Origin of the sequence: Agrobacterium sp. SORGH_AS 787 (genome assembly GCF_030819035.1) — a bacterium.
Classification (GTDB): domain Bacteria; phylum Pseudomonadota; class Alphaproteobacteria; order Rhizobiales; family Rhizobiaceae; genus Agrobacterium; species Agrobacterium larrymoorei_B.
This window is the reverse complement of sequence record NZ_JAUTBG010000001.1, coordinates 1,121,113-1,136,992: the sequence shown is the minus strand read 5'-3', so window position 1 is coordinate 1,136,992 and position 15,880 is coordinate 1,121,113. Positions and strand designations below refer to the sequence as shown.

Annotated in this window: 11 protein-coding genes; 5 read left to right on the top strand and 6 right to left on the bottom strand. The window is 57.5% G+C overall.

The annotated features are described in order from the left end of the window. Positions 1 to 2 precede the first annotated feature (2 nt). From nrdI to nrdF, 3 genes are read left to right on the top strand one after another with little or no spacing between them, the layout of a single operon-like run. Entirely contained in the window at positions 3 to 401 is a 399-nt protein-coding gene (gene nrdI, locus QE435_RS04975; RefSeq protein WP_349041134.1) for a class Ib ribonucleoside-diphosphate reductase assembly flavoprotein NrdI, read from the top strand. After that, on the top strand, positions 389 to 2,545 hold the full coding sequence (nrdE, locus tag QE435_RS04970) for a class 1b ribonucleoside-diphosphate reductase subunit alpha (protein WP_349040467.1): 2,157 nt from the start codon (positions 389 to 391) through the stop codon (positions 2,543 to 2,545). Before nrdI ends, nrdE begins: the two co-directional genes overlap by 13 nt. 16 nt (positions 2,546 to 2,561) lie before the next feature. After that, positions 2,562 to 3,551 carry a class 1b ribonucleoside-diphosphate reductase subunit beta gene (gene nrdF, locus QE435_RS04965; RefSeq protein ID WP_349040466.1) on the top strand — a complete coding sequence of 330 codons (990 nt, stop codon included), beginning with the start codon at positions 2,562 to 2,564 and terminating at the stop codon, positions 3,549 to 3,551. Between the two features lie 138 nt (positions 3,552 to 3,689). Here the strand turns inward: nrdF and QE435_RS04960 are convergent, their stop codons facing one another. From QE435_RS04960 to QE435_RS04935, 6 genes are all read right to left on the bottom strand, one after another. Continuing rightward, positions 3,690 to 5,042 carry an alpha-glucosidase/alpha-galactosidase gene (locus tag QE435_RS04960; protein WP_306929175.1) on the bottom strand — a complete coding sequence of 451 codons (1,353 nt, stop codon included), beginning with the start codon at positions 5,040 to 5,042 and terminating at the stop codon, positions 3,690 to 3,692. A gap of 21 nt (positions 5,043 to 5,063) precedes the next feature. After that, on the bottom strand, positions 5,064 to 6,719 hold the full coding sequence (locus QE435_RS04955) for an ABC transporter ATP-binding protein (protein ID WP_349040465.1): 1,656 nt from the start codon (positions 6,717 to 6,719) through the stop codon (positions 5,064 to 5,066). Between the two features lie 18 nt (positions 6,720 to 6,737). Then, positions 6,738 to 7,859: an ABC transporter permease gene (locus tag QE435_RS04950; protein ID WP_349040464.1), complete on the bottom strand. Its 1,122-nt coding sequence runs from the start codon at positions 7,857 to 7,859 to the stop codon at positions 6,738 to 6,740. 2 nt (positions 7,860 to 7,861) lie between these two features. Then, entirely contained in the window at positions 7,862 to 8,866 is a 1,005-nt protein-coding gene (locus QE435_RS04945; RefSeq protein WP_309769810.1) for an ABC transporter permease, read from the bottom strand. A 114-nt stretch (positions 8,867 to 8,980) separates the two neighbouring features. Beyond that, positions 8,981 to 11,062 (bottom strand): ABC transporter substrate-binding protein, encoded by a 2,082-nt coding sequence (locus QE435_RS04940; RefSeq protein ID WP_349040463.1) that lies wholly within the window; start codon positions 11,060 to 11,062, stop codon positions 8,981 to 8,983. Between the two features lie 116 nt (positions 11,063 to 11,178). Next, positions 11,179 to 12,633 carry an alpha-glucosidase/alpha-galactosidase gene (locus tag QE435_RS04935; RefSeq protein ID WP_349040462.1) on the bottom strand — a complete coding sequence of 485 codons (1,455 nt, stop codon included), beginning with the start codon at positions 12,631 to 12,633 and terminating at the stop codon, positions 11,179 to 11,181. A gap of 196 nt (positions 12,634 to 12,829) precedes the next feature. On the opposite strand from QE435_RS04935, the gene QE435_RS04930 reads away from it, so the two are divergent. Both QE435_RS04930 and QE435_RS04925 read left to right on the top strand, forming a co-directional pair. Beyond that, positions 12,830 to 13,717, top strand: a complete 888-nt coding sequence (locus tag QE435_RS04930; RefSeq protein ID WP_306929164.1) for an AraC family transcriptional regulator — start codon at positions 12,830 to 12,832, stop codon at positions 13,715 to 13,717. A gap of 221 nt (positions 13,718 to 13,938) precedes the next feature. Continuing rightward, entirely contained in the window at positions 13,939 to 15,876 is a 1,938-nt protein-coding gene (locus QE435_RS04925; RefSeq protein ID WP_349040461.1) for an EAL domain-containing protein, read from the top strand. The last annotated feature ends 4 nt before the right edge of the window (positions 15,877 to 15,880 follow it).

The following is a 15,880-nucleotide window of genomic DNA, read 5'->3' as shown; positions in this document are numbered from 1 at the left end:
GCATGGCGGGGGAGGTCGTCTACTTCTCGACCCGCTCGGAAAACACACATCGCTTTGTGAGCAAGCTCGAGACCCCGGCCCGCCGCATTCCGATCAGCGCTGCTGAACCTCTCCATGTTCACAAGCCGTTCGTCCTCATCGTTCCGACCTATAGCGGCGAGAACGGCAAGGGCGCGGTTCCCAAACAGGTCATTCGCTTCCTCAACGATGCGAATAATCGAGCAAATCTTCGCGGCGTGATTGCTGCGGGCAACAGCAATTTCGGCGCAACCTTCGGGATCGCCGGCGACATCATCTCCGCCAAATGCGGTGTGCCGTATCTCTATCGCTTCGAACTGATGGGAACGGGAGAGGACGTCGTCAATGTCAGACAGGGATTGGAACGATTTTGGACACGTTGACACTCGAGAGGCCCCTGAAGCAATCGGACGCGACCGTGCTGGATTACCACGCGCTGAACGCGATGCTGAACCTCTATGATGAGGATGGCCGGATTCAGTTGGACAAGGACAGGCTGGCTGCACGCCAGTACTTTCTTCAGCACGTAAACCAGAACACGGTGTTCTTTCACAATCTGCGCGAAAAGCTCGATTATCTTTTGAGTGAAGGCTATTACGAGCAGACGGTGCTGGACCAGTATGCCTTCAACTTCGTCCGCGATCTTTTCGATCATGCCTATGCGAAGAAATTCCGCTTCCCGACATTCCTCGGGGCGTTCAAATACTACACGTCCTATACGCTGAAAACCTTTGACGGAAAACGATACTTGGAGCGGTATGAAGACCGCGTCTGCATGGTGGCGCTGACGCTGGCACGGGGCGACGAAAAGCTGGCCCGCGACCTTGTGGATGAGATGATCTCCGGCCGCTTTCAGCCGGCGACTCCGACCTTTCTCAATGCGGGCAAGAAGCAGCGCGGCGAACTGGTTTCCTGCTTTCTGCTGCGCATGGAAGACAATATGGAGTCGATCGCCCGTGGCATCAACTCCGCACTGCAACTCTCGAAGCGCGGCGGCGGGGTAGCCCTTTCGCTGACCAATCTTCGTGAAGCCGGTGCGCCGATCAAACAGATCGAAAACCAGTCTTCCGGCGTCATTCCGGTGATGAAACTGTTGGAGGATTCCTTTTCCTACGCAAACCAGCTTGGCGCGCGCCAGGGTGCGGGCGCCGTCTATCTCAATGCCCATCACCCGGACATCATGCGCTTCCTCGACACCAAGCGCGAAAATGCCGACGAAAAAATCCGCATCAAGACGCTGTCGCTCGGCGTCGTCGTTCCGGATATCACCTTCGAACTCGCCAAGAACAATGAGGATATGTACCTCTTCTCACCCTATGATGTGGAACGCATCTATGGCGTCGCCTTCAGCGAAATTTCGGTGACGGAAAAGTACCGCGAGATGGTCGCCGATAGCCGTATCCGCAAAAAGAAGATCAAGGCGCGCGAGTTCTTTCAGGTGCTGGCCGAGATCCAGTTCGAAAGCGGCTATCCCTACATCATGTTCGAGGACACGGTGAACCGCGAGAACCCGATTGCCGGGCGCATCACCATGAGCAATCTCTGCTCGGAAATTCTTCAGGTCAGTGAACCCAGCACCTATGAGGCCGACCTGTCCTATGAAACGACCGGCAAGGACATTTCCTGCAACCTTGGCTCACTCAATATCGCAGCGGCGATGGATTCGAATGATTTTGGCAGGACGGTCGAGACCGCGATCCGCGCTTTGACAGCCGTATCGGACATGAGCCATATCGCCTCCGTGCCATCCATCGCCAAGGGCAACGCAGAGAGCCACGCGATCGGCCTCGGCCAGATGAACCTGCATGGCTATCTCGCGCGCGAGCGGATTTTCTATGGCTCCGAAGAAGGCGTGGATTTCACCAACATCTATTTCTACACGGTGACCTATCACGCGCTGAGGGCTTCCAATCGCCTGGCGGTAGAGCGTGGCCAGCGCTTCAAAGGCTTTGAACAGTCCAAATATGCGAGCGGCGACTACTTCGACAAGTACACGCAACAGGAATGGAAGCCGTCTACAGCGCGGGTTGCCGATCTGTTCGAAAAGGCCGGCATCCATATTCCGACGCACGAAGACTGGCTGGAACTCAAGCAAGCTGTGATGGAGGGTGGGCTTTACAACCAGAACCTTCAGGCGGTGCCGCCGACCGGCTCGATTTCCTACATCAACCACTCGACCTCCTCCATCCACCCGATCGTCTCGAAGATCGAAATCCGCAAGGAAGGCAAGATCGGCCGGGTCTATTATCCGGCTGCCTTCATGACCAACGACAATCTCGAATACTATCAGGATGCCTACGAGATCGGGCCTGAGAAGATCATCGATACCTATGCCGCAGCCACCCAGCACGTGGATCAGGGATTATCGCTGACTCTGTTCTTCCGCGACACCGCCACGACACGAGATATCAACCGCGCCCAGATCTATGCCTGGAAGAAGGGCATCAAGACGATCTACTACATCCGCCTTCGCCAAATGGCGCTGACCGGCACGGAAGTGCAAGGTTGCGTCTCCTGCGCCCTCTGATCATTCGGTAACAACCATGAACATCCAACTGAAGACCACGGCGCCAAAGGCTGCCACCGCCATTCGCGCGATCAACTGGAACCGCCTTGAAGACGACAAGGACCTCGAAGTGTGGAACCGACTGACCGGCAATTTCTGGCTGCCGGAAAAGGTGCCACTCTCCAACGACATCCCGTCCTGGGCAACGCTGAAGCCCGAAGAGCAGCAATTGACGATCCGCGTCTTCACCGGACTGACACTGCTCGATACCATCCAGAACGGCGTCGGCTCCGTCCGGCTGATGGAAGATGTGGCGACACCGCATGAAGAGGCCGTGCTGTCCAATATCTCCTTCATGGAAGCCGTGCATGCCCGCTCTTACTCATCCATCTTCTCGACTCTATGCTCCACGCCGGATGTGGACGATGCCTATCGATGGTCGGAAGAAAACGAGTTTCTCCAACGCAAGTCGGCACTGATCCTGGAGCAATATGCTTCGAAAGACCCGATGAAGAAAAAGGTGGCGTCGGTCTTCCTCGAAAGCTTCCTGTTCTATTCGGGCTTTTATCTGCCGATGTACTGGTCGAGCCGCGCCAAGCTCACCAATACGGCAGACATGATCCGCCTCATCATTCGCGACGAGGCGGTACACGGCTACTATATCGGCTACAAATTCCAGCGCGCGCTCGAACGTTTGCCAGAGGCGGCGCGCCAGGAGATCAAGGACTTCGCCTTTGATCTGCTCCTGGAGCTTTATGACAACGAAGCGCGATACACCGAGGCGCTTTACGATGGCGTCGGCCTGACCGAAGACGTCAAGAAGTTCCTTCATTACAATGCCAACAAGGCACTGATGAACCTCGGCTATGAGGCACTGTTTCCCCCCGAGGCCTGCAAAGTCAATCCCGCCATCCTTTCGGCGCTATCCCCAAATGCCGATGAGAACCATGACTTCTTCTCCGGCTCCGGCTCATCCTATGTCATCGGCAACGCTGTCGCCACAGAGGATGAGGACTGGGATTTTTAGAACCACCCGCATCCGTTGTGTTGTAGTCTGCGTCTTCTGGTCTCCCAACGCTCGGCTCACGATCGTTGGAGAGAGTTCTGAATGAGGCAAACGTGAAGTGTCTGCGGGGCCATTCAGCCCCGCAGTACTTATGCGCGATCAACGGGCCTGCGTCCATTCCGGCAACCAGTCGCGGTGGGCGACGAGAAGATCGTCCACCAAAGACCATATCTGGTCGAGATCGAGCTCGGCTGCCGTATGCGGATCCATCATCGCTGCGTGATAGATATGCTCGCGGTTCTCGCTCATCATCGCCCGGACCGTCAGTTCCTGGACGTTGATGTTGGTGCGCATCAGCGCCGTCAGTTGCGGTGGCAGTTCGCCGATGAAGGTGGGCTGCACGCCGTTATGATCGACGAGGCAAGGTACTTCCGCCGCGCAATTATAGGGCAGCGAGGTGATGCAGCCATTGTTGCGCTGGTTGCCATAGATCACCGAGGGCTCGCCGGTCCACACTGAGTTGATGATGGAGGAGGCATATTCCTTCGATTGCTTAACTTCGATCTTGTCCGCCGAGCGATAAGCATCCGCCTCGCCCTTCCAGCGTTCGATCTGCTCGATGCAGCGCTTTGGATATTCATCGAGCGGAATGCCGAACTTCTCGATCAGGTCTTCGCGGCCTTCCTTAATGAAATAGGGCGTATATTCGGCGAAGTGCTCTGAGCTTTCGGTGACGAAGTAACCGAGCCGCGTCAGCATTTCGTAGCGGACCTTGTTGGGGCAGCGCGGATTCCAGCCGGGTTTTGGCGCACGGCCTTCGCGGTAGCCACGCACGAGATCGGGATAGAGGTTCTTGTAACTGCCATCCGGCTGGCGGTGTTCGAATTCAAGGAAGAACGCCATGTGGTTGATGCCGGCGGAACGATAGCGGATTTCCTCGTAGGGAATATCGAGATCGTGGGCCAGTTCCATCGCCGTACCCTGCACCGAATGGCAGAGACCGACCTGGCGGATCGTCGGATACTTTTCCGCAATCGCCCAGGTGTTGATCGCCATCGGGTTCACATATTGCAGCATGATGGCATTGGGGCAGACCGCCAGCATGTCCTCGCAGATTTTCCACAGGTGCGGCACGGTGCGAAGACCGCGCATGATGCCGCCGACGCCGAGCGTATCGGCAATCGTCTGGCGCAGGCCGTATTTGCGCGGCACTTCGAAGTCGGTAACGGTGCAGGGCTCATAGCCACCGATCTGGAAAGCGACCACGACGAAATCCGCGTCCGTCAGCGCCTTTCGCTGATCGGTAAAGGTTTCCGCCTTGGCGCTGACGCCGAGCGTCGAGATCAGCTTGTTGACGACGATGGCGCTTTCATCCAGCCGTTGCTGGTTGATGTCCATCAGCGCGATGCGGGCGCCGGACAGGGCTGGCCGCTGCAACACGTCACCGATGATGTTTTTCATGAACACCGTGGACCCTGCCCCGATGAAAGCGATCTTGGGATTTCTTGTCATTTCTCTCTCCACTCTCGGAAATTATGCGATTTCGAACGCAGCCCGGACCAGCCGCTGCGTGTATTCGGTCTTGGGATTGGACAGCACCTCTTCGACGGACCCCTGCTCCACGATCTGCCCGCGCTGCATGACGATGACACGGTGGCAAAGAGCCCGGACGACCTTCAGGTCGTGCGAGATGAAGAGGTAGCTCAAGCCCTTCTCATCCTGCAGCTTGCGCAAGAGATCGATGATCTGCGCTTGCACAGAGAGGTCGAGCGCCGATGTCGGCTCGTCCAGCAGCAGGAACTCGGGCTCCAGCGCGATCGCGCGTGCGATCGCGATACGTTGGCGTTGCCCGCCGGAGAACTCATGCGGAAAGCGATTGGTGACATTGTCGGGAAGCCCCGCATCTCTGAGAGCCGCGCGCACGCGATCCAGCCGCTCGGCACTGTTGGCGCCGATATTGTTGACGACTAAGCCCTCACCGATGATCTGGCCCACCGTCATGCGCGGATTGAGCGAGGAAAACGGATCCTGAAACACTACCTGCATGCGTGAACGTAAGGGACGCATGGCATCGCGATCCTTGTCGTGGATAGGCTGCTTGTCGAAGACAATTTCTCCGCCCTCATTGCCGATCAGTCGCGTCAGCGCCTGCCCGAAGGTGGTCTTGCCGGAGCCGGACTCGCCGACGAGCCCCAGCGTTTCATGCCGCCTGAGCTCGAGGGAAAGTCCGTCCACCGCAACGAGGTCGTGGAACACCGGTCGGAAAAAGCCGCCGCTGCGCAGGCCGAACGACACGCGAACATTCTTGCCTTCGAGCAGAATGGGTTGGTTGTCCGACAGTGGCTTGGCGCGACCCCGCGGCTCTGAGCCGAGAAGATGGCGTGTGTAAGGATGCTGTGGCGCCTCGAAAAGTGCGGGGGTGGTATTGTGTTCCTGCAGCAGACCCTTCTGCATCACATAGACATAGTCGGAGAACCGCCGCACCACCGTCAGATCATGCGTGATGAGGACGACGGCCATGCCGTGCTTTTGCTGCAAATCGCGCAGCAGATTAAGGATCTGCGCCTGCACGGTCACATCGAGCGCGGTCGTCGGCTCATCGGCAATCAGCAGGTCCGGATTGTTGGCAAGCGCCATGGCAATCATCACACGCTGACGCTGGCCGCCGGACAGCTGGTGCGGATACTGATCGATCCTGAGTTCCGGATCAGGGATGCGCACTTCGGCCAGAAGTGCGATGGCCTGTTTGCGTGCTTCCGACTTGCTGACCCGGCGGTGCGCCCGGATGGCTTCAGCAATCTGCGTGCCAACAGAGTAAAGCGGATTGAGCGAACTCATCGGCTCCTGGAAGATCATCGAAATCCGGCTGCCGCGCAGCTGACGCCGTTTCTCGCGCGAATATTTCAGAATGTCTTCGCCGCGAAATTTTACCCGCGTATTTGGATTGACGGTGGCGCGCTTGGACAAGAGGCCCATGACCAGACGCGCCGTGACCGATTTCCCCGAGCCGGATTCGCCGACGATAGCAATCGTCTCACCGCGATAAAGCTGAAAGGAGATGTCTTGCACGGCCGCGACTTCGCCATGCTCGGTCTTGAAGTTGACGCCGGCGTGGCGAACATCGAGAAGCGGTTCGTCGGTATGGAGCGCTACGTCGAGCCGTAGTTCAGGGATGAGATTTTGTGTCATCGTGATCTCTTTCTCGGCTCAATAGGGATCGATTGCATCGCGCAGACCATCGCCCAGCGCGTTGAAGGCAAAGACCGTGACCAGCACGAAGCCGACGGGCGCGAGGATCCAAGGGTAGGAACCGATGACCGAATAATTCGCCGTATCCTGAAGCATCAAACCCCAGGAGATCAGCGGCGGCTTCACCGCAAAGCCGAGGAAGCCAAGGAAGGATTCCAGAAGCACGATCGTCGGGATGTTCAGCGTCACCGCCACGATCACATGGCTCATCACATTCGGGAAAATGTGCTGGAAGATGATGCGCCGGTCGGTGGCCCCGATCGCAATCGCCGCCTTCACATATTCGATACGGGCAAGCGCCAGCGTCTTGCCACGCACTTCTCGCGACATCTGCGCCCAGCCGAGCGCCGACATGACGACGATGACGAAGCCAAGGAAGACATTGGTCGGGGCAGTGACCGGGATCAGCGATGTCAGCGCCAGATAAAGCGGCAGTTGCGGGAAGGCGAGCACGAGCTCGACGAAGCGCTGCGTCCATGTGTCGAAGGCACCACCGAGATAACCCGATACCATCCCAACGGTCGTGCCGATCGCGGTGACGATGGTGACGACAGTGAGCGCGATCATGAGCGAAATCCGCGAGCCGTAGATCGCGCGGGAGAGAATGTCTCGGCCGAGCTTGTCCGTGCCGAGGAAGTGAACCGGCTTGCCATCCGTCGAGCCGAAGAAGTGGATCGTGGACGGAATGATGCCGAACAGCTTGTACTCGAAGCCGGTCACAAAGAAGCCGAGTATCCGCGGGTTCTCATAGTCCGGCCCGCTGATAGGCTGGAACGTAATGGGATCGAGCTTTTCGGAATCGACCATCGGATAGACGCGGGGCATGACCAGATTGCCTTCCTGGTCATGGATCGAAATCGATTCCGGCGGCATGAAGGAATCTTCCGACAGCATCGGATCGACAGGGGCGAGGAAGCCCGCGAAGACCGCCATGATGAGAAGAGCGCAGACGAGCACGAGGCCGAGCATGCCGGTAAAGGAGCGCCGGAAGCGGCGCCACACCAGAGCCTGGTAGCTTTCGTTGCCTGCTGGTGCAGTCGTTACGGTCGGCTCGATTGTGGTTTCGGCTGGAACCAACATGGTCACGCTCCTCCCAGTCTGACGCGTGGATCAAGGGCTGCCAGCAGCATATCGGCGATGATGTTGCCGATGATCAGCGTGGCGGCCAGCACGAGCATGAAGGTTGCCGTCACGTAGACGTCGCCCACATGCATGGAGCCAACAATGGCAGGTCCGACGGTCGGCAGCGCGAAGATGATCGCCACCTCGATTTCGCCGGTCAGCATGTAGGGCAGAACCACACCCTGATACATGATGAGCGGATGCAGCGCATTGGGCACGGCGTGGCGCATGACGACCGCGCTCTCACGCAGGCCCTTGGCTCGTGCCGTCTCGATATATTGCGCGTTGAGAGTATCGAGCAGATTGCCGCGCATGACGCGCATATTGTAGGCGAGCCCGCCAAAGGTGGCGATGGCGACCACCGGCCAGACATGCTTCACCAGATCGACGAACTTGTCCCAGGACCAGGGCGCGCCGCCATAACGGGGCGAGAAGAAGTTGCCGATTTCGCTGATGTTGAAATGGAAGACCAGGAGATAGACCATGATCAGCGCCATCAGAAAACGTGGAATGGTCATGCCGAGGAAGGCGATGCCGGAGAGGATCGTATCGACCCAGCTATATTGGCGCGTGGCGGCGAGGATGCCGAAGGTAATACCGAGGATGGACGCAAAGATATGGCAGACCAGCGCGAGGATCAGCGTTCGCGGCAAACGTTCGGCAACGATCTCACCCACGGGCCGGTTATAAAACATGCTGTAACCGAAGTCGCCCTTCGCCACCATGTTCCAGATCCAGTTGAAATACTGAATGACCAGAGGCTTATCGAGACCATGAGCGACGGCATAGGCCTTTGCCTGAGCATCCGCCTGCTCGAAGGAAGCGCCTCCGAGATTCATGAGCTGCGACCGGATATAATCTGCATAGTTGCCGGGCGGCGCCTGGATGATCGCGAATGTCACGATGCTCAGGATCAGAAGCAACGGAATTGCGGACAGAAGGCGGGTAACCAGAAACCTCAACATAAGAACTTCTCCTCAGAGGGACGGTGGCGGTTCCCGACCTCTCGGCCTCAAACCGCCACCTCTTGGGTTCCACGCCCCGCCTCATGCCGCGGGACGCAGAGCCGGGAGATACGCTTACTTCTGCGGACCTTCGCCACCGGGCTTGCCGGGCAACGTGTCCTTGAAGAGCTGGTAGTCACCCTGATCGGCTGCCGGAACATAGAGACGTTCGCGGATGATCGAGTCTTCGGCCCAGTTGAACATGTAGATCGGCGTCCCGTTCGGCACGTTCTTGAAGCGCTTGTTAATGATCAGAGCACCGGGATATTCCACAAGACCGACCGTGTTGACGTTGGTGGTGTAGATTTTCTGATACTGCTTGATCAGCTCAGCCTGCTCCTTCGGGTCGCTCGAAATGACGAACTTGTTGATCGTATCAGCAAGCTCCTTCTCGAATGGCATCAGGTCGAGCTCATTCTTGTTGTTGGCGCGGTGGAACCAGCTGGTGCGCGGGCCGGTGGGAGCGAGCTGCGGCGTGTTCTGCACGACGGAAGCAAGTTCCGCCTGGGTGCGGTGAAGCGACCAATCGAACTTACCACCGAAGTTTGCCGCATCGCGATCCTTGCTGGCCTGAGCGTTCAGCACCACACGGATGCCAAGCTTCTGCATCTGCGCGATGACGCCTTCGGCAAGGCTTTTGTCGGTCGTGTAGTCGTTGCTGACGAGCATCGAGATTTCGACATCCCTGCCGCCGACAGTGCCTGCCGGGAAGTTGACGATGCCGTTGCCATCGGTGTCCTTCAGACCGGCCGCAGCAAGCTCCTTCTTGGCGCCTTCGAGATCGAAGGGATAGTAGAAGGTCGACTGACGATCGTAGAAGTTCGAGCCGGAGAGAATACCACCGGCATAGGTCGCGACGAACGGACCCTTGACGAGGGAATCGCCCAGTTCCTTGCGGTTGGTCGCCATGGTGATGGCGCGACGGAAATGCTCGTTACGGTTCAGCTCGCGAATGGCTTGCTGGCGGGCATCCGGATCGCCCCAGCCGTTGGCGGAGAAGTTCATCTCGATATTGTAGCCGATCAGACGCGGTCCGAAGGCCAATCTCGCAGGAGCGTCCTTCTGAGCGGAGCGCTTCAGCGACTCCACGAAGTTTTCCGGCTGCTCCAAGTTGGAAATGTCGCCGGAACCCGCAACCGCCTGAACGTCACGGTCGGCCCAGGTCGAAAGCTTGTAGTGTGTTTCGTCCAGATAAGGCAGCTGGTTGCCCTTTTCGTCGACCTTCCAGTAGTAGGGATTGCGACGCATGACGATGATGTCATCCGGGCGGTACTCGACCGGAACCCACGCGCCCATGACCGGGAAGTTCATGTAGCTCGGCGGGAACGCGTTCTTGTACTGGTCGTAGGTGTTCTTCGAATACTTCGGATGCTGCGGCTTCAGCACATGGGCGGGACCGGGGCAGAAGGTGCCATAGGCCATGTTGTAGATGAACTGCTTGGGAAACGCGTCCTTAAAGGTCCATTCGATCGTGTATTTGCCGATGGCTTTCAGCGTCGTGCCTGCGCCGAAGGTTTCCTGGGTCGCACCATTCAGCGGCGAGACGTTCGGGTCGAGGACGTTGTCGTCCCAGTAGAACATCACATCGTCGGAAGTGAAGTCCTGACCGTCGGACCACTTCGCACCCTCGATAAGCTTCATGGTCAGCTTATGGCCGTCCTTGGACCACTCCCAGCTTTTGGCAAGGTTCGGAAGCGGCTGGAGGTCTTCGGCCTTCACCTGGAAGAGCGGGCCGGTGCGCGTCAGGCACTCGAAGAGACCGATATCGATGCCGCCCCAGCCCTGGTTCTGACCGGCCCAGTAATTCCAGCCTTCCGGACGACCGCCGATGACGTGGCGCAGCGTGTCGCCGTAAACGCCCACGCCATCCGGCATGTTTCCGGTCTTGTAGACCATTGGCTCCTTCGGCAGGCGATCCTTGACCGGAGGCAGCTTCTTCTGGTCGACGAACTGCTTCGTCACCCATTCTGGCTCATGATATTCCGGTAGTGCTTTGTACTCGAGGATGGCCGAGCCATCCACATATTGCACTTTGGTCTGCGCCGGGAAATCCGGCGGCTGCGGCACGACGGTCAGTTCCGACGCCATGGCGCCGTATGCCAAGGCGGACACGCCAACTAGAAGGGCGGCCGTTTTCACAAGATATCGGTTTGTCATCCTCACTCCCCTTTTTTTGAACAACGGAGTATACCCGTCATCGCTCGTTCAACCGGGCCTCCCGCCCGGTCTTATCGACAGCCCTCCTCAGGGCCGCCTTGATCTCTCTGCTTCGATCAGCTCGCCTGCTTGATGGCCCGCAGCTCCTCGATGGAGCGAACGGCGCGACGCGCTGACCCTTCCCATTCGCGGGTCTTGACGGTCGCGTTCTTCAGACGCTCGCGGGCTGCCGGAACGGCATCGGCATACTGGGGCAGCCACTGAGCCTGCGCCACCACCATTTCGTCGACCATCTGCCAAACCTCTTCCGGCGTGGACACCGCGCCCACCAGCGGGTCGTGCAGCACCGCAAGCTTCAAGAGGTCGATATCGCCGGTCACCGCCGCATGCACCGACATGCGCTGAACATTGATCGATGCCATACAGGTCGCTGCACAGGCTTCCGGCAGGGTGATCCCCGAGACCATGTTGATGCCAAAACGATCGACGAAGCCGGGCGATTCGATGATCGCATCCGAAGGCAGATTGCTGATGACTCCATTGTTCTTGACGTTGAAGTGGCCGCGATAGACACGTCCGGTTTCCAGCGCCTCCAGAATATGGCTGGCATGTTCATTCGAACGCTCGGCCGGATCGATCGGCTTATCGGCTGCTGCCAGGAACTGTGGGAATTCGGTTTCGAACCAGTTTCGCGTTTCCGTCGAATAACGGAGGTAACCGCCGGTCTCGCCATGGATCCAATCCGACATGTCGATCCAGCGGGAGATTTCTTCCGGCCGCTTGCGATACCAGGGCAGATATTCGGACAGATGCCCGTTGCTTTCGGTGGAATAGACGCCGAACCGCTTCAAGACGTCGATGCGAAGCTTTTCCTGCTGCGAGAAAACCGGATGGGCTTCAAAGGCAGAAATCAGCTCCTCCTTGCCGATCTTGCGACCATTGAGTCGCAGGTCGACAAACCATGTCTGGTGATTGATACCGGAGCAGATGTAGTCGAGTTCGGAAAGCGATTTTGCGCCCAGAACTTCGGCAATCTGTTCGGCGCCATGCTGGACCCCGTGGCAAAGACCCACAGTATCGACCTTGCCATATTCGATGGCCGCCCATGTATTCATTGCCATCGGGTTGGCGTAGTTCAGGAACTTCGCATTCGGAGCGGCCACTTCGCGGATGTCGCGGCAGAAATCGAGAATGACGGGAATATTGCGCTGGCCATAGAGAATGCCGCCTGCGCAGATCGTATCGCCGACACACTGGTCGATACCGTATTTGAGCGGAATGCGAATATCCTCGGCATAGGCTTCCAGACCACCGACGCGCACGCAGCTGATGATGTACTTGGCGCCTTCCAGCGCACGTTTACGATCGGTGTGCGCGGTGACCTTGACCTTGAGGCGGTTGGCTTCAACAATCTTGTCGAGAATGGCCTTGATCATATCGAGATTGTGCTGGCTGATATCCGTCAGCGCCACCTCGATATCGTGAAATTCCGGTACGCACAAAACATCGGTGAAGAGCTTTTTTGTGAAGCCCACGCTCCCCGCCCCGATTATAGCGATTTTGAAACTCATAACGCCACCTCTTTTTCGAATAGAAAGGGTGAAACGGGCCAAAGGATTCTCGCGTCACAAAAACTCAGATGACCTTCCATCTCATTGGAAAATCAGAATTATTGACGTTATCTTTATAAAAAATCCTGCTGGCTGTCTCCTCTGCGGGCGATTATGCGTATAAAGTTGGCCAATGCCAGAGAAGGATTATGCTTTAATGGGTAATTTTGTGCTACAGGATTTAATCGACCAAGGCCCTTGCATGCGTGCTGTATCCCTGCCGCGAGGGCGCCAGACGCTTCACACAATGCCCACGAGTAGCGGCTATGAAATCCGTCATGGCGGCAACTACGATTGGGATGGAAGAAAGCGCGGGCAGACGCCATTCACGGTCCTGCAACATTGTATCAGCGGTGCCGGCAATCTGCGCTATGAAAATCGTCATTACGTCGTCAAGCCCGGCGAAACTCTTCTGGTCCTCGTTCCTCACAATCATCGTTATTGGCTGGACCATGACCAGGAGTGGGAGTTTTTCTGGATTTCCATGAACGGCGAAGAAGCCTTGCGCATCCACCGCAACATCCTCGCAGTGACGGGACCGATCCTCAAACTTCAGCCGCAGACCATCGATCACTTGGCGGAGTGCTGTTCCCGCCTCGTCAACGGCGCCGAAACGCCAGGCGCCGCCTCCGCAGCCGCCTATGAAGCCGCCATGACACTTTACGACGATGTCTTCGGCTCTCATGCCTCCTTCGGCGGCGAGTACCGTACCATGCAGCAGGTGCTGAGCTACATCGACGGACATTTGAATGAGCGCTTGTCGGTCAACGATCTGGCTGCTGTGGCTGGGCTTAGCCGCGCGCATTTCTCACGAATCTTCACCGCCAATGAAGGCGTTCCGCCGGCAGAATTCGTATTGCAGCGGCGACTTCGCCGTGCGGCAAAGCTTCTGACCACGGCGGCAAACATACCGATCAAGGAAGTTTCAGTTCTCTGCGGCTTTGACGACCCGAACTACTTCTCAAAGGTGTTCCGCAGGCTTTACGGCACCAATCCGAGCGAATTTCGCACCAGTGGCATGTATCCAAGCGCGCCACAAAATTAGAGCTTCGCATTAAAACAAGGAGAAGATCTTAACTTGGGAGCCGTCCAAGTGACTCGCCTGAACCTCAACAGGCGCCTGCTGTTGGATGTGGAACATCCAGTTCAATTCAAGCATATTTTCGACAGAAAACAGTTATGAAGCATTAACTTCGATCGTAAGACTGGGCTTTACTCTTCTGCGTTAACAGTCTCACCATCAACGATCAACATGCGGATAGTGAGATGAGCGACAGCTTTGCAAATGCACGGACTGTAGAACAGGCGCGATACCATGCCCTGGCCAGAACTTGGCCGGCTCTGTACATCGCACTGTGCGCTGACATTGTTGCCGTGGCCCTCGTTTATTCCGCTGAAGCGCCCTGGTGGGCGTGGGGCACTCTACCGGTGGTGCTGGTGCCGAAGTCGCTGATCTGGGCTTATCTCTGGTATCGCAAACGCGACGTTATTCCGCCATCGGAGGAATGCACGCGAGCTGTCCGAATTCTCGGCATCGAAATCACCGTCTGGATGGCATTGATTGTCGCCTGGCAGGTGTGGCTTTCCCATTGGGGAACGGGTGAGTCCCTCCTGCTCTTGGCGCTTTGCATGGGCGGACAGATGGTCTTCCTGCTGTTTGGTCTCTTGCACCTGCGCACCTCCTCCATTCTGTCGGCCACATTTTGTGTTCTCGGCATGCTCTATATCGGCGCCCATTCAGGCTCTACGCTGATTGGCATCGTCGTTCTTCTGGTCGGCGGCGTTGCGGGTCTCGCCTATGTCGCTCAGGGCTATTATCGCGACTTCACCAGTCTTGTCTCGTCGCGGCTTTCGATAGAGGCCAAGACACGGGAAATCGAGGCGCTCAGCGACGACAACTTTCGCATTGCCAATACCGACATGCTGACCGAAATCGGCAACAGACGCCGCTTTTTCCGTGATCTGGAGCAGGCCCTCGATCACGCGCGCAAAGCAGACAAACCTCTGGCGCTTGCCATCGTGGATCTCGACGGATTCAAGGCCATTAACGACAGCAATGGCCACCTCGTCGGCGACCGGCTGCTGAAAGCCATGGCGCAACGCTTGCAGGACATCCTGTCGTCTCATGCCGAGGTTTATCGACTGGGCGGCGACGAGTTTGCCTTCTTTATGCGCGGTGAAAGCGATCGTGAAAGGCTGGTCAGCCTTGGGGACGGATTGATCGAGGCTGTGAAAGCACCGATCTTCGTCGAAGACCTGCGCTTGTCACTCGGCTGCTCAGTTGGATTTTCCACCTTTCCGCAGGCTGGAACGACAGCCACGGAACTCTATGACAGGGCCGACTACGCGCTCTTTCACGCGAAGAAGACCGGCAAGCAGCAAACCGTTCTGTTCAGTTCCGAACACGAGGAAACAGTGCGCGAAGCCGCCTTGATCGAGCGCAGCCTGCGCGCGGCAGACCTCGAACAGGAATTGTTCCTGACCTTCCAGCCGATCGTCGATTCCGGTCGCAATGAGACCATCCTGCTTGAATGCCTTGCCCGCTGGCAAAATCCGGCCCTCGGTCTCGTCTCACCCGCGCGGTTCATTCCGGTCGCGGAGCAGTCTGGTCTGATCTCTACCTTGACCCCAATCTTACTGCGCAAGGCCTTGGACGCGGTGCGGAACTGGCCGGACACGGTCGGGATTTCCTTCAATCTTTCTGGTCACGACATCACCGCTCCGGATAAAATCCTTGGTCTCATCTCGATCTTGGAGGAGAGCGGCGTATCTGCGCGCAGGGTCGAGTTCGAGGTGACGGAAACCGCCTTGATGATGAATCTGGACCAGGCCATCGCCAGCCTCAATGCACTCAAAGCCACAGGCGCCCGCATTTCCCTTGATGACTTCGGAACCGGCTATTCGAGTCTCAGCCAAATCCAGCGCCTGCCGCTTGACAAGATCAAGGTCGATGCCAGCTTCGTTCGCGACCTGATCGACAGTGAGGCCAGTCAGAAGATCGTCCGGTCGGTCAGCTCACTGTCGCGCGATTTGTCTCTCGATTGTGTCGTCGAAGGCGTGGAGACGGAAGATCAGCTCAATATGCTGACCGATATGGGCTGCAACCTGATCCAGGGCTACATCTACTCGCGCCCGCTGAAAGCCATCGATGTTCAGCCCTTCCTGGACCAGCAGATCCGCACGGAGGCTGCGGCCGTCGCCTGACGGA

Bases quoted from the DNA above. Each gene is read 5' to 3' on its own strand.
- QE435_RS04945 (WP_309769810.1), bottom strand. From the start codon at position 8,866: ATGTTGAGGTTTCTGGTTACCCGCCTTCTGTCCGCAATTCCGTTGCTT.
- nrdI (WP_349041134.1), top strand. From the start codon at position 3: ATGGCGGGGGAGGTCGTCTACTTCTCGACCCGCTCGGAAAACACACAT.
- QE435_RS04955 (WP_349040465.1), bottom strand. From the start codon at position 6,719: ATGACACAAAATCTCATCCCTGAACTACGGCTCGACGTAGCGCTCCAT.
- QE435_RS04960 (WP_306929175.1), bottom strand. From the start codon at position 5,042: ATGACAAGAAATCCCAAGATCGCTTTCATCGGGGCAGGGTCCACGGTG.
- QE435_RS04935 (WP_349040462.1), bottom strand. From the start codon at position 12,633: ATGAGTTTCAAAATCGCTATAATCGGGGCGGGGAGCGTGGGCTTCACA.
- QE435_RS04925 (WP_349040461.1), top strand. From the start codon at position 13,939: ATGAGCGACAGCTTTGCAAATGCACGGACTGTAGAACAGGCGCGATAC.
- QE435_RS04940 (WP_349040463.1), bottom strand. From the start codon at position 11,062: ATGACAAACCGATATCTTGTGAAAACGGCCGCCCTTCTAGTTGGCGTG.
- nrdF (WP_349040466.1), top strand. From the start codon at position 2,562: ATGAACATCCAACTGAAGACCACGGCGCCAAAGGCTGCCACCGCCATT.
- QE435_RS04950 (WP_349040464.1), bottom strand. From the start codon at position 7,859: ATGTTGGTTCCAGCCGAAACCACAATCGAGCCGACCGTAACGACTGCA.
- QE435_RS04930 (WP_306929164.1), top strand. From the start codon at position 12,830: ATGGGTAATTTTGTGCTACAGGATTTAATCGACCAAGGCCCTTGCATG.